Source organism: Lysinibacillus sp. FSL W7-1291, from assembly GCF_038593415.1.
Taxonomy (GTDB): domain Bacteria; phylum Bacillota; class Bacilli; order Bacillales_A; family Planococcaceae; genus Lysinibacillus; species Lysinibacillus fusiformis_D.
On the sequence record NZ_CP151994.1, the window covers coordinates 1,343,169 to 1,367,382 of the forward strand.

The window sequence follows — 24,214 nt, forward strand, 5'->3', positions numbered from 1 at the left end:
AATGGCACTACCACCAAACAAACCAAAGAAAACAATTGAAATACCACGTAATTATTTCATCTGGGGACCAACTATGAATGGTAAATCTTATCTAGCAAGTGAGTTTCCTAATCCGGTCATTTTCAATACAGATGGGAACGCTGCTCAAATTGAAACACCATCAGTTGATTTAAAAAATGAACGCGATCCAAAGACTGGTGCAATTAAGGTGTCTGTAGTTGAGCAAATGTTAGGGCTCATTAAAGACCTTGAAAAAGGCGGTCACGGCTTTGAAACGGTGGTTATCGATGTAATCGATGATTTAGTTACACTCATTGAACAAGCAATCTGTGAAGAAAATGGTGTTGATTATGTTGGTGATGTGCCATACGGCAAAGGTTGGGGTCTACGCAAAACATTCATTACCTCAATTGTGGTCCGTCTTAAAGCCCTACCGATGAATGTAATTTACATTAGTCGTTATGCAACAAAATTAGAGGGCACATTAGAAAAGTCAATCCCATCATTAGGAGATAAGGATCTAAATGTTGTAAATGGTAACTGTGACCTGAACATCATGTGTCAAAAAATCGGTAAAAAATATCTTCGCCGTGTTGTGGACCGCCGTAAAAATTATCAACGTGATTGGATTGAGGACGAGCGTATTTTAAAGATCTTAGATTCTGTAATCGGTGCATTTGATAAAGGTTCAGCTAGTGAACCACAAACTGAAAATAAAGATGAACGGCAAACCCAACCTGTTGAGCAAAAGAAAACATTAACTGAAATCGCCGAAGAAGTGTCAGTGGAGCTAGACGATGGTTCTATTGCTACTGTAGTGGCTGAAAAAGATAAGGATGTGGTTTCATCAGAAGACAATGAATCAAATGGCGCTGATCCTGGTATCGCACAATACGTGGAGGACAACCCACCACCGGCCAATGAACCGAACACAACGGTAAAAGCACCACGAACAGCGAAACCAGGTGCACCAAGAGCACCGCGAGCTCCACGTACAAAATGATTTGTCCATATTGCCAAGAACAAGCTGAGTTTATCAGTTCGAAAGATTTTTATGGCACGGATTATCGCGCCAACTTATATGTATGTAGGCCATGTGATGCCAGGGTAGGCACACACGGTCGAGGAAAAACACCACTTGGAACAATGGCAAATGCTGAATTAAGAGAACTACGTAAATTGTGCCATGCACGATTTGATGTACGTTGGAAGTTCGGGAAAGTTAGTCGCTCGAAAGCTTATATGCAGTTAGCCGATATGATGGGATTAACACGAGAAACGGCACATATCGGTATGTTTGATAAAGAACAGTGTAAAAAATTATTATCTTTACTACCAAAGGAGACGAAGAATATGAGTAACTTAGCAGCTATGGCTCAAAAATTATTAGCAGAGGGATTTGATCCAAAAACATCACCGGTGGATGATCACGAGGCGCTACCAGAGGGTGGATATGATGTTGTACTTTCAGAGGTGCAATGGCGTGTAAATGATAAAGGAACAGAATGGTTACAACTTGATCTTGAACTTTTGAATGAAGGTTATGAAAATCGTAAATTCTTTGGAATGATCTTCTTCACTGAAAAAATGATGGCACGTGCATTAAAACAAACGATGAAATGTGCATATGCACTAAACATCGAATTGGACCCTTCTGTTTTTGGTTCACCTGAGACTGATTTAGTCAATGCATTTAAAGAAGCGCTGGGTACCCAATGCGAAATGGATATTAAGCATTCTAAATCTAAAAATGGCACATTCGTTAACTTCTCATTAAGTCAACCGGAGCCATTCTAATATGTTTAAAGTGTATGATTTCGAGGTTTTCCCCAATGATTGGATGTGCGTCATCTTAAATCCAGCCAACAATAGAATCATACGCATACACAACGATAAAGAGCGCCTACAAAGCGCTCTTTCTTCAAAAGATATTCTAGTTGGCTTTAATAATTATCATTATGACGACATCATTTTATGGGCTATTTTAACCGACCAGGATCCATATGAGATTAGTCAACAAATTATAGGTGGTTCATTTAAGCGAAAAGTAAATTGTGGTTTTCTTACATTGGACGTAAAGCAAGAGTTAATAAATAAATCACTTTCATTAAAAGAAGCTATGGCCAACTTAGGCATGAATATTATTGAAACACCTATTGATTTTGACCAAAAGGAATTAACACCAGAGGAAGTTCAAACGATCCTTGATTACTGTGAAAACGATGTAAAAGCAACCAGTGAAGCCTTTCAAAAACGCGAAGATTATTTTGCTTCCAAATTTGAAATTATTGAATCGTTTAAATTACATCCATCTGATGTGAAAAAGACGCGTGCGAATTTAGCTTCTACAGTATTAAAGGCTTTTAAAATGAAGGACCATAAGCGTGATCGATTAAAGCTTAGTTATGATAAGAGACTCAAAATTGATGAATTGCCCAAATCAGTTGTCGATTTCTATAACAATATCCACATGTCCTACTTGGAGGGTGGAGCAGTGACTGATTTAGAAAAGCGACAATTTGAATATAAGATTGCAGGATTAACACACACGTATGGTTTTGGTGGTTTGCATGCAGCGAAAGAAAACTATTTAGGTGAAGGCTACTTTTTACACATCGATGCAAAATCTTATTTTCCCACATTAAAGATTAACAATGGATTTATCAGTAGAGCAGCTAAGATGCCTGAACGGTATGAAAAAATATACCAGGATCGATTAAAGTATCAAGCTGCAGGGGTATCAAAAGAGGAAATATATAAGATATTACTTAATGCTGCAGTAGGTGCTTGCAAGTCAGAGTTCAATGCGCTATTTGATCCGCAACAATTTAACAACATCGTAGTAAATGGCCAATTAATTCTTACGCATTTGATTGTGTTATTAGAGCCTTTTATAGAGCTCATTCAATCAAATACAGACGGCTTAATTGTTAAATATGAGGACAAGTCATTTCGGCCGTTTATCGATGAGATTATTAATCGATTTAGTAAACACTATGAAATAACTTTCAAAGTAAATGAGATTAATAAAATCGCTCAACGTGATGCTAATAATTATTGTGTACGCTATTCTGATGGGAAAATCGTAGCAAAAGGTATCATGAAAAACTTTGAAGGTGGTACCTGGGAACGGAATAGCTTATCTATTATCGATACAGCCCTGGTCAATTACTACATGCATGATATACCCATTCAAAAAACGGTCATTAATATGTTCAAGAAAGATTTAACGGCTTTCCAATTGGTGGCTAAACAAGGAAAATTCGAGGGTTTGACTTGTGAGGTATTTGAGGATGGCCAAATGAAAATGAAACAGCTGCAGAAAGTAAATCGTATTTTTGCAACGAATGACCCAAAGCGTGGTGGTGTTTATAAAGTACGTGATGAAAAATACCAAAAGGTTTCTAATAGTCCGGAGCAAGCTATTGTATGGAATGGTCCACTTGATCAATTTGAGAAACGTAAAATCGATTTGAATTGGTATGTAAAAATGATTCAAAAACAATTATTTGTATAGGAGAGTGTTTTCAAATGACAACAGAAACAGTACAAACAGTACAAACAAAAGACATTGAAATTAATGTGCTTTTTAAGAAAATGCAAAAGGATGATAAAAAAGAAGTTTTAATGTTTCATATTTTATCAGATGAAACGAAACATGCTGCTGAATTATTAAGGTTAACAGGTAAAATGACCATTTTAACAATTTCAGATGATGAGGGACCATATGAGCCCATTCAAGCTGAATTTGTGAACTTGCAGCGTGACAATAAAAAGACTGTGCTCAAATTTAATGTTGCAACAGAAGATGTAGACCGAGTAAACGCTATTTATCCAGCTGCAGGCACAAACATTTCTCTATTGATACAAGCTCAACAAATGAGCATTGATGATCTAGAAAGTGAACAACATGAAGGGATTCCTTATGAGGTTGGTTCAGATGGTACGGTAGAGGTTAATTAAAAAAAGTGTCTCACAAAGATTTATAAATGCAAGACACTATACTTATTTATTTTTTTTCTACAACTCTGTTACTTTTAAATACCATATCAAGATCATTAAGCAATTTATAAATATATGTTTTAGTTTCTTGATTTAAAGTTATCCCATATTTCTCAAGATGACTTTGGAAAGAATAATAAGAAAGAAGTTCGGTAATCTCATCATCAACTTCATTGTAATCAATATAAATTTGAACAGCTTCATTTATTTTTTTCCTATATTCGGGACTTATAAAAGGATCTGGATTTATTGAATTCTTTTTGATTGAATTTACTTCCCGCCTTACGCTTGAAATCTCATCAAGTATAAGTTGCTGTACATCAGAAACAGGAGTTTGATGTAATGCCGGAACTTTAAATTCTCCAAAATTACCAAGAAAAGTTGAGTATGATGGATCACTATTTGACTTTTTGTAGGTCTGACTAACCGCATTAGCTAATTCAGCCTGGAACTTAACTATTCTGTTAAATCGTAAGTCACTTGGGTACGTTAAATGTTCAATTAGACCAGTATCGAAAATAAAATCAGTTTTATCATCTTTTATAATAATTGTAGGCTTATCAAATGTTAGTCTCATACCTAATTCAAAAAGTACATTGGGATTTCTGCCACTAATGTCACAAATAACAATGTCTGCATTGTATAGGTTCTGAACAATACGTTTATGTATAACGTCAATTTCTCCATCAGAATTACTTACAATATCTGTTTTAAATTTAAATTCACTAACTTGTAACACTGCTTGGGTAATGATGCTTTTAACTTCTAACCAATGTTCCGCAGTGTAATCGAACATAGGAGCTATTGGCATAATAAGGCCACACTGTAATTCTGGATTTTTTTCCATTCTATTTCACCTCTAAGAAATATTGTAATAGAGTTCTAAGCTAAATTAAAGTTATAAATGGAAAAGAAAGGAGGTGCTAAGGTTTGAAGTCTACTATAAAGCCATTGCGCTATATCGAGCTAGAAGAAAAGAAGCCTAAACACTCATTCGACATATTTTCTACGGACCACAAAAATTATAAAGATGCTGGTGTCATTTTAACAAAAGATATAGTGGTCGTGGATTTTGATACACGCTCAGATGCAGCTGAATATATCTATTCTGTATATCCATCCTTACGTGTTGAAACGAATCGAGGTTTTCACCTTTGGTATAAACGCCCAAAGGCCGAGGGAATGACTACACCCATTAAAAACTACACAGATAAAACAACGGTTGCCGGATTAAAGGTCGATTACAAAACGGGTACTCGCTCACAAGCTACGATAAAGCAAAATGGCAAACTTCGACCAATGGAAAATGCTCACTATCTTGAAGATGTGAGCAGTTTACCGGAGCTTCCTTTGCTCTTGTATCCTTCTAAATTAAAACATAATTTACTGGGCATTAAAGAAGGGCAAGGGCGCAATAGTGCAATATATAGTCATTTGCTCACCACTTTAGAGCAATACGGCACCGATATGATCGATAATGAAACGCTGCAAGTACTAGCAACTTTTATCAATACAAAAGTATTTGCTGAGTCCATGGATGATGACGAGCTTAATAACACAATAAAATCCGTGTTAGATAAAAAGCCAGCACCTAGTTCGCAGCAATGGCTAAATTCAAAGGATATGGTCATGACGAGTGAAGTTTTGGCCAAACGTTTAGACCTTCATTATTACAACAATCAAATTTATTTTAAGCAGCTGGACCGTTATATTACCGATTCCAATAAGCTGCTAAGAGAGATAGACAAGCATATAAAATTAAAGCCAGCCCAGCATAAGCAGTTGATGGAACTATTTAAAATTAAATCGAATGTAGTAGAGGACAATGATTTTGTTATCCAGCTACCTAATGGCGTGATTATCGATGACGGTGAGCCCATCATTATCGATGCTGGCTTTACACCGTATTTTTTAGATGTTCAATACGATGATGACGCCTATGACGAGAATGTGGATCAATTTTTAGATTTCTTTACATGTAATCGAAAAGATTTACGGATGGTGATTGAAGAAATGTTTGGCCATATTTTAATGACAAAAGGCTTCCCGCATAAAGTTTTCTTTTATAAGTCGGAAAAAGGGAACAACGGTAAATCAACCTTATTAAAAATGCTTACAGCATTCACGAATGGCCTGGAAACGAACGTGCCATTAGATAAATTCGATGATGATACAGCCGTATATGGGATGTCCGGTAAATTAATGAACATTGCTGATGACATTGACGCGTCATACCTAGACAAGTCGGCCAATTTTAAAACATTGGCATCGGGAGATCCGGTTATGTTGCGTCCAATTTATTCAATCCCTATTACCATACGGTCGAAAGCGACGCTCATTTTTACTTGTAACAAGATGCCACAATTTAAAGATAAGTCCGGTGGTATTGGTAGGCGCTTAGTTGTCATTCCTTGTGATGCTGAGGTTAAAGTGATCGATGAAAATTTAGACGAAAAACTCTCGAGTGATGCAGCAAAGTCTTACATACTAAAATTAGCACTCGAAGGAATTAAGAGAATACGCAAAAACGGCAATAAACTGTCTGATTCAACCACAATTGAACAGCAAACAATTGAATATTTCATTCAATCTGATAGTGCTCTTTCATTTTTGCATCAATATAGTGATGAGATCGATGGAAAGAGGACTAGGGACGTATACGCAATGTATGTGGCCTACTGTGAAGAAGAAGGGCACAAACCAGCTGGAAGTACCGAATTCGGTCGTAGAATGAAGAAAGAGGGCTGGGAATCAAAAGTAGTAAAAGTTATGGGGAATCCTGTTCGAGTATATAAAAAGGTTACGGATGAGGTAACAGATGAAGGGATATAACTGTAACCCTATCAAATGTCTATTTATCAAGGGTTTAAGAATACTTTTATGTGAATGAGGGTTACAGATAAAAAAATACATCTGTAACCGTTACAAACCCTTATTATATATATATTTATATTAATATTATTTCTTTAGTTACAGATAAATAATAGATATAAGTATATAAAAAATAAATAAAAAGAAAAAAGAAAGAAATAAAAAAATATATAAAGGAAAATCGCTAAATAATCTGTATATCTGTAACCATGTAGCTTTAAACATTGATATATCAACATTTTAAGGGTTACAAACATCCTGTAACAGCATGTAACCATATCTGTAACCTTTATTGAAAGTAGGTGTTGCACATGTACGAATGGTTAAAGGACTATCGAAAGCTTGAGGAACAAATAACTTACCTTGAATACAATCTTAGTAAAACTAAACGTGAGTTAAGACGTTGGGAAAATGTAAATGATTTAGGTAAGTACAAGCTAGAAGCCAAATCATTAGGTGCAAATGTAGAAGTAAAAATCGAAGCAATCGAATATGAATTGGCTCATAAATTAAATGATCTTCATGATTTGAAAAACCTTATTAGCACATTCGATGGGCTTGAATATAAAATACTTTATCGTAAGCATGTGGAAGGTAAGACGCTTGAAACAATTGCAAGTGAATTAAATTACAGTACAAACTATATTAAGATGAAACACGCTAACATTATGCGTATGATGCAATACGCTGAAAAAGTATCATCTAAGTAATGTATTAAAATAGTACCTTACTATGTAGTGGCTGAATCTATTGAAAATCCATTATATGATAGTAGTATCAAAAAGCGTACGGCAATACGCTGACAAAAATAAACATTACGAAATAAGCACGTTGCTTGTACGTGTATGTCGGAAACAAGTAATTGAGACTACTTAGGTGGTCTCTATTATTTTTACAAAAAAATTGGTAATATTCTTTTGGAAGTTATTTCTGGAAGGAGTATTAGTTTTGAAAGCACTACTAAATTTATTATCTTGGTTATATGGTATTTTTGTAGTAATTGCATTATCTGTATTAGTATATTTAATCGGTTATACATTTTTAGTAAAAGTTAATATTAGTCCTGAGATTGCAACAATACTAGGTGGCTTATTAAGTCTGGTAGGTGGATTTGCTGGGGCTATGGGGGCCTACATGGTAGCAAGACATCAGGTCAATCAAGAAAAAGTACTAAAAAAAATCAATCTATTGTCAGCAGAATTGCCTATTTATGTTGGCTTAAGTTTAGAATTTAAAAAAGTTGTTTTAAGTTTAAAAAACTTTGAAGACAATAGGAACAACAGTTGGAAATTTAAACTAAATGATGAGTTCTTTGAGGGATTAAAAATAGGGTTTAAAATAATTAAATGGGATAGATGGATTGATACAAAAAAAATAAGTGATTCCATCTTACTAAACCAAATATTATTTTTTGAGGAAAGTTTTAAGGAAATCTCAGAAGTAATGGAATACGATATTAAAAAGAATAGACAAAAAGTCATATCATTGCTTCTAGAAGAAAATCATGATGAAGCAAAATCACTCACAAGAGATATTGAATGGTACAAAACTCAAAAAAAATTCTATTATTATGAAATGAAATACTGTTTACAAAAAGCAGAAAAAATACAGAACGTCGTTTCAGATAAAATCTCAATAATTGAAAAACTTGTTGAAGGAGAAATTAAGATTGAAGATTATCATTTTTTTTCCTCTACTAGTGAATTTAAAATTATAAGAAAAGATGGGGAGACTGAGGCAGTTAAAGTCACACTTGCTTAAGATGTTATTTTCTAATATTTAGTATTCTTTGTAATGACAATCTGTTCCATTTATCCTATGATATAGGTAGATGGGAGGTGATTAGTTATGATGCCTTATACCAAAAATATAAAATGTGAAAATTGTCCAAATGAATTTCTTGCTGTAGGAAGTGATGACCCAACAGTCTCAATGTCTACAAGTCCTGATGGTGCAATTGCACATACTATAAACAATAGACTTCATTTATCAACAGATGGTCTAGAACAAGAGATTGTGTTCGAGGTTAATTGCCCTGTGTGTGGTTTTCATTGTTCAGACTCATTAGTCAGACCAAGACCAGTTAGTGAGAATGATGCAATTGTAAGACAACAAGAAGTAGTGGAGTTATTAAAACAACAGTTGGAGGCTGAATCTTTAACTGAAATCGATGAAATACAAATCAAGAAATTAGAAGACAGAATTGCAATATTACGAGAAGAAATAAAATTAATTGAAAGCATTTTATAAGTATATATACATAAGAGGTCACATCAATTACGATGTGGCTTTTTATTATGCAATTAACTATGAATGGTGGAGGGATGAACAATGGAACTTACAAAAGCTGAAAAGATTGTATTAGTATCAATGGTTACTGATTGTATAGGTGTCGAAGCGCTTATCGAACTATGTGGAAAAGAAACTGTTAGTAAACTTGATACACTGGCGATTGATTTGGCAGGTAATACAACTCCAAATGAAATGAATGAGATTGGTCCAAGTGTTGTAAAGAAATTAGTTGATAGCATCTTAGAAGATGAATTACCAACACGATTAGAAGGCGGTGAATAATATGGAACCAATTTATACTAAGTGTAACAAGTCATGCGGCCATAGGTTCTACGTCAAACACTTCAAGTTAGACAAACTGGATAACAAGATTGAAAAGACATACTTCACCTGTCCTAACTGTGGACGTGAGTATGTCTGTTTTTATACAGATGAATCAACGCGTAAGCTACAGGCAAAGATGCGTGAGCTACACCGCAAGATGAAATGGGCTGATGGCCATAAGCTAGACCAGCTAAAGCAGGACGAGGCAAAGCTGAAGGACACCATAGCGCAGGGCATGAGAAGGGTTAAGCAAGAGGTAGAGCAGCATGAACAGTAAACCTCTACGACCATGCAACAAGCCAGGATGTCCAAACCTAACACGCGAAGGATATTGTGAACAACATAAAACAACCAAGGCTGACAACAACCGGTACTATGACAAGTACAATCGCAACAAGAAGCACGATCAATTTTATCATTCGTCATCATGGATTAAATGTCGTGACTACATCAAGATTCGCGACAACGGATTGTGCCAGCATTGCCTAAATGAAAAGCGAATCACAGTCGGAGTTCTTGTGGACCACATCGTGCCACTAACTGCTGATTGGTCCAAGCGATTGGATGAAAACAATTTACAATTGCTTTGTCAATCTTGTCATAACAAGAAGACGAACGAGGACACACAGAAGTACGGTAAGAAATAGGGTATCCCCCTCCATTCAGTTCTCATAGGACAGGGGGCCCTACACCGGCTGACCGATTTCCTCGCAGAAAAACCCGTTTTTGAATATTTTTTCTGGAAGGCTAAGGAAAATGAAAGTGAGGTGATAGTATGGCAGGTCGAAATAAGCAGCCATTGCAAGTGATTCTAGGGAATGGACGTTCTAAACATTTAACCAAGGATGATATAAAAAAGCGTCAAAAACATGAAGAAAAGATGCGTGGACCCTCTGAAAACATTGAAATTCCATCGTATTTAACAGCAGCACAAAAGAAGGAATTTGTAGAGATTGCTGAAAAGCTTGTAGCGCTTGAAATTTTCAGCGAGCTTGATGTTGATTCTTTAGCGAGGTATCTGGACTCGAAGCATCAGTACTTACAACTGGTGAAGGACATACGAAAAATCAAACCAACAGAGACAGTTGAGCAGGAAAACGGCAAGAAAATTACGATTGCGAATGAGGATTATCCAAAGTTGCAACGAACCAAAAATACATTGTTTAATGAATGTCGTTCTGCAGCTACTGATCTTGGGCTTACTATTACATCTCGTTTGAAATTAGTCATTCCTTCCCCTTCAACTGTGGAAGGCAAAACCGAGGCCCAGAAGCGATTTGGTGATAGATTATGAATTGGGTTTTAGAACGGGTCTTTAACTACTGTGATGATATTCTAAGTGGGGAAATTAAGGCTAGTATTAAACACAAATGGGCGGTTCAACGCTTTATAAAAGATTATGAGGATTGTCAAAATGATGACAGTCCTTTTTATTTTGATGAAGAAGTGGCCGAGGATTTCTATTGGTGGGCCAATGAGTTTGAACACGTTGAAGGTGTATTAGCTGGTGAAAAGGTTCAATTTAATGACTTTCAACTCTTTATATCTGTAAATATCTTCTGTTTCAAAAAGAAGCGGAACGGAGCTCGTCGTTTCCGTAAGGTTTACATTCAGCTTGCTCGTAAAAATGCTAAGTCTCAGTTTTTAGCGATAGTTGGTTCATACATCGCTTTCCTTGGAGATGAGAAACAGCGTATGTATATTGCTGGATGGCAGAAAGATCAATCAGATGAAGTGTATATTGCTGTTCGAGATGGGATAAATTCCAGTGAGCTGTTGGATGGTAGGTGGAAAGAAGCATATGGCAAAATTGAAGTCTTCAACAATGGGTCCGTCATCGTTCCGTTATCCCGTGAAACACGGAAAACAGGGGATGGTAAAAATCCATCAGTAGGAATTGTAGATGAGTACCACAACCATCTAACATCTGAAATTTACGATGTTTTATTATCAGGGATGGTTGCTCGTAAAGAACCACTAATGTTTGTTATCACCACAGCAGGATTTGATTTAAGTAGGCCGTGTTTTGTTGAATACGAATATGTTTCACGCATATTGAATCCTGATGATGATACAGAAAACGATGATTACTTTGGTATCATTTGCGAGCTTGATCCAGGGGATGACATAAAGGATGAAAGTAATTGGATAAAAGCGAACCCTATAGTAGCTACTTATGAAGAAGGTTTAGCATCCATTCGATCAGATTTAAAAACAGCGCTTGATGTTCCGGAAAAAATGAGGTCGTTCTTAACAAAGACTATGAATATATGGGTGGACATGAAAGAAGGGGGCTACATTCCTGCGAATAAGTGGAAGGCAGGACAAATAGAAGCCTTTGAGGTGAGTGGCCGTGATGTTTATATAGGAGTCGATTTATCTAAGAAGATTGACTTAACTTCGGTGGGTTATGTTTTCCCTACAAATTATGGCTACCACGTTGGACAACACTCATTTTTGCCTGAGGAAGCGTTAGCGGAGCGTAGAGCGAAGGATAAAGTGCCATATGATGTATGGATAGAAGAAGGTTGGATGGATGTTACACCAGGTGCCGTAGTTGACTATAGCTTTGTAGAACAATGGATTTTAGATTTCATCAATAACAATGAATTGAATGTAATTCTATTTTGTTACGATCCATACGGAGCCACACAGTTTGCTCAAAATATGGCTAACTATGGGTTAACCATTGTGGAGGTCCGGCAAGGGTTCCCTACATTATCTGAGCCAACAAAAGAGTTCAGAGATTATGTATATCAGAACAATGAACAACAAAAAAGAGTTACTCATGTAGGAGATAAAGTACTGGCTTGGGCTATAGGGAATGCTATTGCTGAAATGGCAGCTAATGAAAGTATTAAACTATCAAAATCAAAGTCCAGAGAACGAATCGATCCTATTGCAGCAGTAATTACAGCATTTGTACAAGCAAGATTTTCAACAAATGAAAGTGGAGATGGCAATATCAGCTTCATATCTATTCATGATTTATAAGGGGGAGGTGAGAAATTGAGATTATGGCAACGTACTAAGAGAGCAGCGTATATGGCTTATGCGGGTTGGCAAGGTGCGACATGGGATTTTAACAATTGGATTGGACGAACCTTTTGGGGCATCAATAACAGTCAATTAGCAACAAATGAAACGATTTTTAGTGTTATTAGTCGACTGGCTAATACAATTTCAGCATTACCTATTAAATTACATCAAAATTACGATGTGATTCAAAATGATATTTCAGATGTACTCATAAATGAACCAAACCAAAATATGAGTAGCTTTGATCTATTAAACGCTTTAGAAGTAAGTAGAAATGAAACAGGTAATGGGTACGCGATTATTTTACGTGATATACGGCTACGACCGAATGAAATTGTTCCACTGGATCCATCATGTGTTACTGAATTTATCAATAAAGATGACGGATTGTTGTGGTACCAAGTCCAAGGAGAGCGGGGGACGATGTTTGTAGCAAATACAGATATGGTACACGTTAAGCATATTCGAGGACCTGCTCGTATTAGAGGTTTATCGCCGTTGAAAGTATTGGCCAATACAATCAAGTACGACAAGGCAGTTCAAGAGTTTTCACTTTCTGAAATGGAGAAAAAGGAATCATTTATTTTGAAGTATGCGGCTAACTTGGATAAAGACAAAAGAGCTGCAGTAATAGCTGATTTTAGACGTTTTTATCAAGAAAATGGTGGCATTTTAATGCAAGAGCCAGGTGTTGAAATCACCGAAATGAAAAAACAATATTTTGCATCAGATACATTGGCATCAGAGCGGATTACACGCTCAAGGGTAGCCAATGTTTTTAATGTACCTGTGTCCTTCCTTAATGATGTGGAAGGTGGCACAATAGCTTCAAACGAACAACTAATGATTCAGTTTGTAAACATGACTCTTTTGCCGATTGTACGCCAATATGAACATGAATTTAATCGAAAATTACTTACGAAAGCTGACCGAAAGCAAGGTATGTACTTCAAATTTAACCTTGGTGGCCTTTTACGAGGCGATACAACAGCACGTACAAATTTCTATCAAGCGATGTTACGAAGTGGAGCTATGAAGCCTGATGAAGTCCGTATGCTAGAAGATTTGGCACCAATGGGTGGCAAGGCAAATGTGCTTTGGATTTCTGGAGACTTATATCCACAAGAAATGGATCCTGTATTGCGGAAGTCCTCTACTGCTGCATCAACTGTGGAAGGAGGTGGGAAAAGTGACTAAAAAACAATTACAAAGTTTTTTTCAAATGAAGGCGTCCGGTGATGGTAAATCTGCTGACGTTTTTATTTATGGCGAGATTACAAAATGGGCATGGGAAGAATATGGCGAAGTATCGTCTGTAACTTTTAAAAATGAACTTGATAAATTAGGTGATGTTGAAACGATTCACCTTTACATCAACAGTGATGGTGGTAGCGTGTTCGAAGGTGTAACAATCTACAACATGTTAAAGCGTCATGAAGCTAGAATTATTGTTCACATAGATGCATTAGCTGCTTCCATTGCTTCTGTAATTGCAATGGCAGGTGATGAAATCAGGATGCCGTCTAACTCTATGCTTATGGTACACAATGCATGGAGTTATGCAGTAGGGAATGCAGAAAAATTACGTAAAGCAGCAGATGATTTAGACCGTATCAATCAGTCCGCGATGATTGCTTATAAAGATAAAGCTGGAGATAAGTTGGAAGATACTACTTTGAAAGAACTTCTAGATAATGAAACTTGGCTTTCAGCTGAAAAAGCGTTTGAGCATGGCTTGTGCGATGTTGTGGAAGAAGCAAATGAAATGGTTGCAAGTGTTAGTGAAAAGGCGAAGAAACGTTACATCAATGTTCCTCAACAATTACTCCAACAATCTAATTGTAAATCTGTAATGTCTGCTGAAGAAAAGGCTTTACGTGAAAAAATTCTTGCGGATTCGAAGGCGAATTTAACTTATTTAAACACAATACTATAAAATTTCAGGAGGTTTTCACTTATGAAAACACAAACAAAAAAGTTTTTAAAATCATTAGAACAAAAAAATATGATGAAAATGCTTTTACCTCTTAACATTCAATTTTTCTCAGGGAATAAAACCATTTATGAATTGAAGCAAGCAATGGCTACAATCGGCCAACAATTAGCTAAAACAGAGGAAGATTTAGCTACAAAGGCTATGGATCCATCTGCGTCACTGGATGATATTAAAGCAGCCCAAACTTCCAAGGCTGATTTACAGGCTCGTTTTGACGTGATTAAGCAACAACACGATCAACTAGAAGCTGAACAAGCTGCAAAATTTGCGCAACAAAAAAACTTAGGCAGTATCGAAGATCCAAAGCAAAAACGCGCCGAGGCATTCGCTTCATTGGTTCGTTCAACGGTCCGCAATCAACCAATTGATCATGAAGTGTATGCAGCATTAGGTGATAATACGAACCCAGTAACTGGTGGTGAAAAATTCTTACCTAAAACAGTTGCACAAGAAATCATTACTGAACCAATGGTTAAGAATCCAATGCGTGAGCTAATTACAGTTACGAACATTGTCAACCTTGAAATCCCTAAACTGGCGTACACAATCGATGATGACAATTTCATCGCAGATACTGAGACAGCTAAGGAATTAAAGCTAGAAGGTTCAACAGTGACATTTGGTCGCTTTAAATCAAAAGTATTTGCAGGCGTCTCTGAAACGGTTCTTGCAGGTACACATACAAATTTAGTATCTCACGTAGAAAATTCACTACGTTCTGGTTTAGCTGCAAAGGAGAAGAAAGTACAATTTGCAACTACACCAAAAGCTGGTGAAGAACACATGAGTTTCTATCAAACAGGTACAAATGCGATTAAGAAAGTAAGCGGAGAAAATCTGTATAAAGCAATTAAAGCAGCGATTGCTGATTTACATGAGGATTACCGTGAGAATGCAAAAATTGTTATGACTTTTGCTGATTACTCAACAATTATTGAAACACTAGCAAATGGGAATGCAACACTTTATGCAGCACAACCAGAACAAATTTTAGGTAAGCCAGTAGTATTTGTGGATGCAGCCACAAAACCGATTGTTGGTGACTTCTCTTATGCTCACTTAAACTATGATCTCAATGTTTTATACGAAACTGATAAAGATGTTAAAACAGGTGTAAATGCCTTTGTATTAACAGCGTGGTTTGATCACCGTATTAAATTAAAATCTGCTTTCCGTATTGCTGATGTAGTCCCTACTCCTGACTGATGGAATAGGGATTTTTAATTTATTGAAAGAAGGTGAATTAAGTGTATAAAGTAATTAATCGTTTCAAAGAAAAAAATCATGACGGCCATATTTATGAGGTAGGGGACAACTATCCTGCCAATGGTAAAAAGCTTGTTAAAGCACGCGCAGAGGCTTTGACGGAAGTCCATGAAGAATATGGGGTAGCATTCCTAAAAGCTGTTGAAGAGCCTAAGAAAGCTCCTACAAAGCAAGCGCCTAAACTACCTTCCACAGATGAAAAGAGTGATGCTTAATGCAATTACTGGATGAGCTTAAAGAATATTTACGGATTGATGGGAATGACGAGGATCGTTCCCTTTCTACTATTCTGCAATCATCCATTTTTTATTTGGAGAATGCAGGGGTTAAACAGCCAGACGATTATTATTTGACTGTGGAGGGCAAAGATGTTTTTGCCTTACATCGTTTAGCTATTATGACGCTCGCTACACACTTTTATGAGAATCGTATAGCTATTACGCCTTCCACAATTAAAACAGCTCAACAACCTATCCCATACGGCTTACAGTCGATAATTTTACAGATAAAGTGGGTGAATCCTGATGAACTATCGCAACAACAATAACGCAGGTCGTATGAACAAGCGCGCTACATTCTTAAATCCACCAGGTACGATAACTAATGGATGGCCTAGTGATGAATGGACTAAACAAGTAACGGTATGGGCGGAATTGAAGACTGCAAAAGGTTACAGATTATTTAGTTCTGATGCTACACAATGGCAAGGGAAATGTGTTATTGGTATACGGTACCGAAAGGATATTACAGAAGATATGCGGGTTGAAGTAGCTGGTAAAACATACGAAATGGATTCGCCACCTGTGAATGATAATGGGGATAATCAGTGGCTCACAATCTTTTTAAAAGAGGTGGTTTAGATGAATTTTGAAATACAAGGTATGGACGCTTTAATGCAAAATTTAATGAATTTGCAATTAGAAGAAGCAGAAGAAAATAAAGCACTTAATGCAGGTGCAAAAGTAGTCAAAGAAGCTGTTGAGAAAGAAGTGCCAGTAGGAAAATCCAAAAATAAGAAAAATAAATTGAAAAATAATATTAAAATAAAACGAGCAAAAGATGGGGAAGCCAAAGTGCACACAGCTAAAGCCTACCACGGCCATATCTTAGAAGGTGGGCGAAGCGCTGGAAGTAAATATGTTACGAAAAAAGGTAAACGTCAGAAAGTAACATGGGGACCAATTGCACCAAATCCATTCTTTACACGGGGATTTGAATTAAGCAAACCAGGTGCATTAAATGCTATTGCTGATGAGATAAAGAAGGCAAAAAATCTATGATTGATATTTCTGCACATATTACAAGTATTTTGGCACCACTTAATTTAGATGTGTATTTCAACAGTGTTCCAACTGGATCAACCATACCAAATCAATACGTTACATTCTTAGAAATTAATTCAAAACCAGCACTCGAAGCATCAGATCAGGAATATGAGACTGAAAGACTTATCCAAGTCAACGTTTGGTCGAAACCCAATTACTATCAACTTGTGGAGGACATCAAGCGATTGATGGAATCTGCTGGTTATGAACGCACATTTGAATACGATGCACCAAAACAAGAAGGCGATTCCTACTTTAACAAAGTGTTGCGATTCGTCTTTTTTGATGAATATTAAATAATAGGAGGTCATGAAAATGGCAGCTACAACGGTAAATGAAAAACCACAAAAAATTAGTTTGAAACGGATCCATTATGCATTAATGACAGATGAACAAACAGAAACTTGGGGAGATGTTAAAACATTAACAATGCCAATCTCTTTAAATCTCACACCTAACTTCTCAGAAGCATCTTTAGATGCCGGGGACCGTGTGGTGGATCAAGAGGCACAAATGGATTCTATTACAATTGCAGGCGAGACTGCTGATTTGCCAACAGAGGTATTAATTGATTGGTATGGTCACAAGAAATCTGCAGAAGGTGGTATTATCACCAACTCAAATGATTCACCAAATGCTATTGCGATTGGCTTTGAATCAGGATCTAAACTTGTGTGGTTCTACAAAGCAAAATTAAAACCCGGTGAGGAATCCAACGCTACTCGTAAAAAAGGTGAAACAAACTACAAAGTATACCCATTCGCAGGTGAAGCTTTACCTTTAATTGATGGCATCATCAAACATACAGTAGATACGCGTGATTCAGGTGTAACAGATACTCCCGAAACGTTCTTCTCTACTGTAACAAAACCTACTGAACCAACAGTACCAACACCTTAAACTGAAGTCCTTTTATAGGGCTTCTTTTCTTTTAATCAAAACTAAAAATAAGTGACTAACGAAAAGGATGGATGAAATATGCAAATCAAATTACGAATCGATGGACAAGAAAAAACATTTACAAATGACTTTGTAAAGGCACGTGTTTTCAGAAATGCCCTGAAAATGAATGAAAAAATGCGTGAAGAAGACGCACAAGTTTCTGCGGAAACTTTTGACGGAATGATTGGATTTGTCGTAAATGTTTTTGATAATCAATTCACTGTGGATGACGTATGGGACGGCTTAGAGGCAGGGGTATTACAAGACGAAATTATGCGTGTATTCAACAGTGTACTTAATATTGGAGGTCTGCAGACGGCTTCCACAACAACTGAGGGAAAGTAAGTGGCCTAACAGCCTATCAAAATATTAAAAAGTTCTATCGTGAGCTATTAAAAGCAGGATACAAACTGCATGAAATTGATGAAATGGATATACATTTCTGGTTTGAACTATCAAATGAAGATGATGAGGAAATAGAGGAAGTCACAGCCGACGACATTGATTGGTTGTGATTTTTATTTTTGCCAAAAAAGGCGGTGAGAATATATGGCAAGCATAGGAAGTTTAGAAGTCAGTCTTAGTTTAAATGCAGCGAATTTCAATGGTACTGTAGCACAGGTAAACCGAAACATGAGAGCGATGGGAAGTGAATTACAGGCTATTCGGGCAAGAGGCTCACAATATGAAAATTCATTGACTGGTCTTTCTCAAAAACAAAATGTACTATCACGATCATTCGATGCTGCATCAATTAAGCTGCAGGAACAGCGAAGAAGATATGATGAACTCGTAGCATCTGGCACTGCATCGTCAGCTCAAATTGAACGACAAGCCAATGCGGTTAACCAAGCACAAACTCAATACAATCGCCTAGAACGTGAATTAGCAGAGGTTACAAATCAATTACGTATCCAGTCGTCGCAGTGGACACAAGTCGGTCAACGTATGCAAGAAGTCGGCAGTAAACTATCTGCTGTAGGCGACGGGATGATGAAGGTTGGTAAGAAATTATCAATGTATGTTACAGCACCAATCTCTGCAATGGGTGTTGGAGCATTTAAAGCAGCCGTTGATTTTGAATCAGCCTTTGCTGGTGTGCGAAAAACTGTAGATGCTACTGAATCAGAATTTCAGCAATTTTCTGGTGAGATTCGGAATATGTCGAAAGAAATCCCTGCAGCTGCTACTGAGATTGCAAGGGTAGCGGAGGCCGCTGGACAGTTAGGTATTAAAAATGATGCCATCATAGGCTTTACAAGAACCATGACAGATATGGGTGTTGCTACAAATATGTCTGCTGACGAAGCAGCTACTGCACTTGCACGGTTTGCAAACATCACTAAAATGTCACAACAGGACTTTGACAGACTAGGGTCTACAGTTGTTGGATTAGGAAATAACTTCGCGACAACAGAATCCGAGATTATAGAAATGTCATTACGTCTAGCAGGAGCCGGAGCGCAAATTGGTATGTCTGAAGCTGACATTCTAGGTCTTGCTACTGCACTTAGTTCTGTAGGTATTCAAGCAGAAATGGGTGGTTCTGCACTATCTCGTGTAATGGTACGTATGCAAGTAGCTGCAACAACAGGGCTTGGTAAAACGGAAGAACTGTCTAGAAAAACAGGCATGTCTTTACGTGAGTTACAAATGCTTGCGGCTAATAACAGCATGGATTTCACATCCCTAGCGGATTCATTAGGCATGACCAATAAGGAAATGAAAAACATTGTTAATGCTGGTGTGGACTTAGAGAATTTCGCGAAAGTTGCTGGCATGACAAGTAAAGACTTCAAGGAAGCATTCGAAAAGGATGCAGTAGGTGCAATCGGATCATTCATAAATGGACTTGGTAATGCAGAACAAGCGGGCGAATCAGCCATCAATATGCTTCAAGAGATGGGTATCACGGAGATTCTTCTACGAGACTCATTACTACGTGCTGGGAATGCTAACGAACTATTCGCAAGCTCAATCGATATTGCCAATAAAGCATGGGGCGAAAATGTAGCTCTAGCAAATGAAGCTGAACAACGATACAAAACAACTGAATCGCAACTAATTATCCTGAAAAATAAACTAGTCGACTTAGGGATTACCCTTGGTAATATACTAATTCCTTTTGTATTAAAAATGGTTGAATTAGTTGAACCATGGATTGAGAAATTTGCAAATCTATCTGAAAAAACTCAAAAGACCATTCTTATACTTGGTGGATTAGCTGCAGCTATTGGTCCTGTACTCGTTGTTGGTGGAGCTTTAATTTCAAGTATCGGCACAATTGTCAGTGCAGTCGGTGGGCTGTCCGTTGCTATAGGCGCTGCTGGCGGAGCAACAACGGCATTTGGTGCATCATTAGCTTTAATAACAGGTCCTGTCGGTTGGGCAATAGGCGGAATCGCATTGTTAACAGCTGGCGGAGTTGCATTATATAAAAACTGGGACACAATTGTTGAAAAGAACCCTCAATTATTAGCTGCATTTGCTGCTATTGCCCCTCCAGTTGTTTTAGCTGTGGGTGCAATTAAGACGATGCAAGAGGCAATGAGCCCTGCAGTAGAACAAGTTGATTTGTTTGCAGATGGAGTATCAGAAGGCACTAAAAAAGCACTAGGAGGATACTTAGAACTATCGGATGGAGTTTCGAAAACATTATCTGAGGTTTATATTACTTCTACAAGAATGACGGAAGAAATAGCAGCTGGTATGGCAGAGAAATACGCTGAAATGAATACAAAGATTGTGGAAGGCATGAAGGCAAGGCATCAAGAGGAATTATCTGAATTAGAAAGTTTCTTTATGAATTCATCTGCTCTTTCTTCAGCGGAAGAGGAAAAGATACTAGCAAATCGTCAAGCACGCAATGAAAAAGAAATTGAACAACAAAATTTTATGTTTCAACGTATTAAAGAAATTACTGAACAAGCAGCTGCTGAAAATCGACAACTCACTGAACGTGAGCACGAAATTATTAATAACTACAATCAAATGATGAAAGAAAATGCAGTAAGGACTTTTTCTGAAAGTGAACTAGAACAAAAAGTCATCATGGAGCGAATGAAAGAAAATGCATCAATAGCATCTGCTGAACAAGCAGCAGAGGTTGTAAAAAATGCTATCAAACAAAAAGATGAAGTCGTTAAAGAGGCTAATGAAACCTATGACAAATCACTTGCTAAAATCATTCAAATGCGTGATGAAACAGGAGAGATTACAGCTGAACAAGCTGAAAAAATGATTGCAGAGGCTACTAAAGCAAAAGATCAGACGATTTCTCTTGCAGAAGAACAACACCAAAAAATTGTAGAAACAGCACAAAAACAAGCGGATGAACATGTCGGAAAAGTAAACTGGGAAACTGGGGAAGTTGTTTCGAAGTGGGACATAATGAAATCAACTGTTGGTAGAAAAGCAAGAGAAATAGTTGAAGATACAAAAAATAAATGGGAAGAAGCTAAGAAAGATACAGCAGAAAAATGGGAAGCTATAAAATCATGGCCTGGTAAAAAACTTGACGAAATGAAAACGGCTGTTGATTCCAAAATGACAGAAGTAAAAACGAAAATTACCACAAAATGGAATGAAGCAGAAAATTTCTTGAAAAAAGTAGACTTAATTCAGGTCGGTAAAGATATTATAAACGGTCTAGTCAAAGGCATTGACAGTATGGGTGATGCTGTATGGAAAAAAGTTGAGGGTATTGCTGATGGCATTACTTCAACTGCTAAGAGAGTCTTGGGTATCAAATCGCCATCGCGTGTATTCAAACAAATTGGTTTATGGACGGGCGAAGGCCTAGTGATTGGGTTAAATGAGTCCAGTCCAAAGGTCAATCAAGCCATGTCTAATATTGGTGATGGTATTCTGAACGTATCTAAAAACTATCAAAAAGAATACACAAATTTGATCGATGAATTTAATCGAAAAAATGAAGATAAAAACGATAAGACTTTAGAAAAAATCTACAAGATCAGAAACAATGCTGCCAAAAAGAAACGTGCTTTAACTCAAAAAGAACTACAGGACATTGCACTTTTAGAGGCATCTTATAGGGATAACAAGCTTAAAGCTGACCAAGATTTCAATAAAAAGTACAAAGCACTTGTTGAAAAGTCTGAGAAGGAATATTTAGAAGTAATTAAAAATTTCATTGCTGATAAAAAATCCTTAGAGGAAATGTCTTTAATCGAAGAAGCAGCCATTTGGGAGCAATCAATAGAGTTATTTGCAGAAGGGTCGAAAGAACGTATCTCAGCTCAAAAGGAATATCAAAAAGCTGTTGAGACGATTAATAAAGAGATTGTTGCTATTAACAAAGACTACCAAGGGCAAATGCAAAAGATCAATGATGATTTGATTAAGCAAGAAAATGACCTGACTAAAGCATATCAAGATGAATTCAATAAACGCCAATCTTCCTTGATGTCATTCGCTGGACTATTTGATGAATTCAAAGTTGAAATTAAAAATAGCGGAGCAGAGTTACTTAGCAATTTACAATCACAAGTTGACGGTTTTAAACAGTGGCAAGATGAGTTTGCAAAGCTTGCATCACGAAACATAGATGCTGATCTGTTGGCAGAATTAAGTGACTTAGGGGTTAAGGCTCTTCCAGAACTAATGGCCCTTAATCAACTTACAGATGAACAATTAACTCAATATAGTGCACTGTATCAAGAAAAAGCAGCATTAGCTAGAGAACAAACTGAAGCTGAACTGGCGGGTATGAAAGAAGATACTGACAAGCAAATTCTTGCTTTACGTGAAGCTGCTATAAAACAGCTAAATATCTTAAAAGCTGAATGGGGCTACAAAATTAAAGAGCTCACAAGCACTACAGCAACCGAATTATCGTCATTGCAACAAATTGGTGTAGATGCCGGACAAGGGTTATTGAATGGTCTAGCAAGTATGGAAGGACCACTGATTTCAAAAGCACAGCAAATCGCTAATTCGATTGCGAGTACCATTCAACAAGCGTTAGATATTCATAGTCCTTCGCGCGTTATGCGAGGATTTGGGGTCAATATTGGCGAAGGGCTAATTGTCGGCATGGATGACATGGTGAACAAAGTTGCAGATGCTTCAAGACGATTAGCTTCATCTGTGGAGGACAATGCACCACTTTCTAGTAATAGGGGCAATATTGATAACTCAAAACACTTTAAACCATCTGTGGTCATCCACACTAATGATTCAGGAGCTAGAGAGATGGAACGTACATTACGTCGTATGCAATTTGGATTTTAGGAGGTGACGACTTGATAATTAAAGACATGACAATCACTAATAATCGTGGCGATTCGATAGTTTTCGGTCGTCACTTTTTTATTCGCGAAGATTTTGCTATTAGTGGGTTAGGAGCAAACGTTCATATGTCCGAATCAACTTCTGACGGTGCTCATTACCAATCTACAACGCTTTCTACCCGTGATATTGATGTGCCGTTTTATATAAAGAAATTGAATACAGAGAATTGGTGGATTGAAGAGAAACGACATGAGGCCTATAAAGTGTTTAATCCAAAGTTTAATCCGATGAGAATTGACTTTACGACAAAAGCTGGTGAATCTCTCTATGTTACAGCGAATTTAACAGCAGCACCATTGTTTCCTAAAGGATTTGAAAACGACAATAACAGATGGTCTACAGGTCTACTACAATTTGTTGCTACTGATCCATTTATCTATGAAGCAAAGTCAAGAAAAGTAGATATTGCCTTGTGGGTGTCTAATCTTGAATTTCCTCTAGAAGTTGTGGAGGAAGGCATCGAGGTTGGCTATCGAAGTCCATCTCTTATTGTGAATGTGCTAAATGAAGGTAGTGAGTCAACAGGGATGTCTATTCGCTTCTCCGCACTATCTGAAGTGGTCAATCCTAAATTACTTAACGTGAACACTTATGAAGCATTTAACCTCAATTTTAGGATGCTACCAGGTGATGTAATAGAGGTTTCTACTTACAAAGGAAGACGAAAAATTACTTTGATTAGAAATAATGTAAAGACTAATATTTTTAACAACTTGGATTTCATGTCCTCCACATTCTTGCAGCTAGAGCCAGGTGACAATTTATTACGATACGATGCAAAGAGTGGCTTAGATTTTTTAGAAGTATCGATTGAATTTACGCCAAAAAGGATTGGGGTGTAAGG

26 protein-coding genes are annotated in these 24,214 nt (G+C 37.1%); 25 read left to right on the forward strand and 1 reads right to left on the reverse strand.

Features of this window, described 5'->3' with window-relative positions; genetic code table 11:
- Position 1 precedes the first annotated feature (1 nt).
- From NST76_RS06405 to NST76_RS06420, 4 genes are read left to right on the forward strand one after another with little or no spacing between them, the layout of a single operon-like run.
- Positions 2–1,003: an AAA family ATPase gene (locus tag NST76_RS06405; protein ID WP_342544771.1), complete on the forward strand. Its 1,002-nt coding sequence runs from the start codon at positions 2–4 to the stop codon at positions 1,001–1,003.
- Positions 1,000–1,797 carry a zinc-finger-containing protein gene (locus tag NST76_RS06410; RefSeq protein ID WP_342544772.1) on the forward strand — a complete coding sequence of 266 codons (798 nt, stop codon included), beginning with the start codon at positions 1,000–1,002 and terminating at the stop codon, positions 1,795–1,797. The genes NST76_RS06405 and NST76_RS06410 overlap by 4 nt, the downstream gene beginning before the upstream one ends.
- 1 nt (position 1,798) lies before the next feature.
- The gene (locus NST76_RS06415) at positions 1,799–3,517 is read left to right on the forward strand and encodes a DNA polymerase B (RefSeq protein WP_342544773.1); all 1,719 of its coding nucleotides are present in this window, start codon (positions 1,799–1,801) and stop codon (positions 3,515–3,517) included.
- A 14-nt stretch (positions 3,518–3,531) separates the two neighbouring features.
- The gene (locus tag NST76_RS06420) at positions 3,532–3,963 is read left to right on the forward strand and encodes a hypothetical protein (RefSeq protein WP_342544774.1); all 432 of its coding nucleotides are present in this window, start codon (positions 3,532–3,534) and stop codon (positions 3,961–3,963) included.
- Between the two features lie 46 nt (positions 3,964–4,009).
- Here the strand turns inward: NST76_RS06420 and NST76_RS06425 are convergent, their stop codons facing one another.
- Complete coding sequence (locus tag NST76_RS06425; RefSeq protein ID WP_342544777.1) at positions 4,010–4,849, reverse strand: hypothetical protein; 840 nt, start codon at positions 4,847–4,849, stop codon at positions 4,010–4,012.
- Positions 4,850–4,932: 83 nt separating this feature from the next.
- On the opposite strand from NST76_RS06425, the gene NST76_RS06430 reads away from it, so the two are divergent.
- The 21 genes from NST76_RS06430 (at position 4,933) to NST76_RS06530 (ending at position 24,212) form a co-directional block, all read left to right on the forward strand.
- Positions 4,933–6,834 carry a phage/plasmid primase, P4 family gene (locus NST76_RS06430; RefSeq protein WP_342544779.1) on the forward strand — a complete coding sequence of 634 codons (1,902 nt, stop codon included), beginning with the start codon at positions 4,933–4,935 and terminating at the stop codon, positions 6,832–6,834.
- A gap of 350 nt (positions 6,835–7,184) precedes the next feature.
- Positions 7,185–7,583: a hypothetical protein gene (locus tag NST76_RS06435; protein WP_342544780.1), complete on the forward strand. Its 399-nt coding sequence runs from the start codon at positions 7,185–7,187 to the stop codon at positions 7,581–7,583.
- A 238-nt stretch (positions 7,584–7,821) separates the two neighbouring features.
- Positions 7,822–8,634: a hypothetical protein gene (locus tag NST76_RS06440; RefSeq protein WP_342544781.1), complete on the forward strand. Its 813-nt coding sequence runs from the start codon at positions 7,822–7,824 to the stop codon at positions 8,632–8,634.
- An 87-nt stretch (positions 8,635–8,721) separates the two neighbouring features.
- Entirely contained in the window at positions 8,722–9,123 is a 402-nt protein-coding gene (locus NST76_RS06445) for a hypothetical protein (protein ID WP_342544783.1), read from the forward strand.
- Between the two features lie 81 nt (positions 9,124–9,204).
- Complete coding sequence (locus tag NST76_RS06450) at positions 9,205–9,447, forward strand: hypothetical protein (RefSeq protein WP_342544784.1); 243 nt, start codon at positions 9,205–9,207, stop codon at positions 9,445–9,447.
- Between the two features lies 1 nt (position 9,448).
- Entirely contained in the window at positions 9,449–9,766 is a 318-nt protein-coding gene (locus NST76_RS06455) for a hypothetical protein (RefSeq protein WP_342544785.1), read from the forward strand.
- A complete protein-coding gene (locus tag NST76_RS06460) occupies positions 9,756–10,136 on the forward strand; it encodes an HNH endonuclease (protein ID WP_342544786.1) in 381 nt (126 codons plus the stop codon). The genes NST76_RS06455 and NST76_RS06460 overlap by 11 nt, the downstream gene beginning before the upstream one ends.
- Positions 10,137–10,264: 128 nt before the next feature.
- A complete protein-coding gene (locus NST76_RS06465; RefSeq protein ID WP_342544787.1) occupies positions 10,265–10,783 on the forward strand; it encodes a phage terminase small subunit P27 family in 519 nt (172 codons plus the stop codon).
- Positions 10,780–12,483: a terminase TerL endonuclease subunit gene (locus NST76_RS06470; RefSeq protein WP_342544789.1), complete on the forward strand. Its 1,704-nt coding sequence runs from the start codon at positions 10,780–10,782 to the stop codon at positions 12,481–12,483. The genes NST76_RS06465 and NST76_RS06470 overlap by 4 nt, the downstream gene beginning before the upstream one ends.
- Before the next feature lie 51 nt (positions 12,484–12,534).
- On the forward strand, positions 12,535–13,725 hold the full coding sequence (locus NST76_RS06475) for a phage portal protein (RefSeq protein WP_342545242.1): 1,191 nt from the start codon (positions 12,535–12,537) through the stop codon (positions 13,723–13,725).
- Between the two features lie 25 nt (positions 13,726–13,750).
- Positions 13,751–14,464, forward strand: a complete 714-nt coding sequence (locus NST76_RS06480) for a head maturation protease, ClpP-related (RefSeq protein WP_342545243.1) — start codon at positions 13,751–13,753, stop codon at positions 14,462–14,464.
- A gap of 69 nt (positions 14,465–14,533) precedes the next feature.
- Entirely contained in the window at positions 14,534–15,730 is a 1,197-nt protein-coding gene (locus NST76_RS06485) for a phage major capsid protein (protein WP_342545245.1), read from the forward strand.
- Between the two features lie 41 nt (positions 15,731–15,771).
- Positions 15,772–16,005, forward strand: coding sequence for a hypothetical protein (locus NST76_RS06490; RefSeq protein WP_342544790.1), 234 nt, complete (start codon positions 15,772–15,774; stop codon positions 16,003–16,005).
- On the forward strand, positions 16,005–16,337 hold the full coding sequence (locus NST76_RS06495) for a head-tail connector protein (RefSeq protein ID WP_342544791.1): 333 nt from the start codon (positions 16,005–16,007) through the stop codon (positions 16,335–16,337). Before NST76_RS06490 ends, NST76_RS06495 begins: the two co-directional genes overlap by 1 nt.
- Positions 16,315–16,650, forward strand: a complete 336-nt coding sequence (locus NST76_RS06500) for a phage head closure protein (protein WP_342544792.1) — start codon at positions 16,315–16,317, stop codon at positions 16,648–16,650. The genes NST76_RS06495 and NST76_RS06500 overlap by 23 nt, the downstream gene beginning before the upstream one ends.
- Positions 16,651–17,070 (forward strand): HK97-gp10 family putative phage morphogenesis protein, encoded by a 420-nt coding sequence (locus tag NST76_RS06505; protein WP_342544793.1) that lies wholly within the window; start codon positions 16,651–16,653, stop codon positions 17,068–17,070. It begins immediately after the preceding gene.
- A complete protein-coding gene (locus NST76_RS06510; protein WP_342544795.1) occupies positions 17,067–17,411 on the forward strand; it encodes a hypothetical protein in 345 nt (114 codons plus the stop codon). The genes NST76_RS06505 and NST76_RS06510 overlap by 4 nt, the downstream gene beginning before the upstream one ends.
- 19 nt (positions 17,412–17,430) lie before the next feature.
- Positions 17,431–18,015, forward strand: coding sequence for a major tail protein (locus tag NST76_RS06515; RefSeq protein ID WP_342544796.1), 585 nt, complete (start codon positions 17,431–17,433; stop codon positions 18,013–18,015).
- A gap of 78 nt (positions 18,016–18,093) precedes the next feature.
- On the forward strand, positions 18,094–18,402 hold the full coding sequence (locus tag NST76_RS06520; protein WP_342544798.1) for a hypothetical protein: 309 nt from the start codon (positions 18,094–18,096) through the stop codon (positions 18,400–18,402).
- Positions 18,403–18,606: 204 nt separating this feature from the next.
- Positions 18,607–23,310, forward strand: a complete 4,704-nt coding sequence (locus tag NST76_RS06525) for a phage tail tape measure protein (protein WP_342544800.1) — start codon at positions 18,607–18,609, stop codon at positions 23,308–23,310.
- An 11-nt stretch (positions 23,311–23,321) separates the two neighbouring features.
- A complete protein-coding gene (locus tag NST76_RS06530) occupies positions 23,322–24,212 on the forward strand; it encodes a phage tail family protein (RefSeq protein WP_342544801.1) in 891 nt (296 codons plus the stop codon).
- Positions 24,213–24,214: the final 2 nt, after the last annotated feature.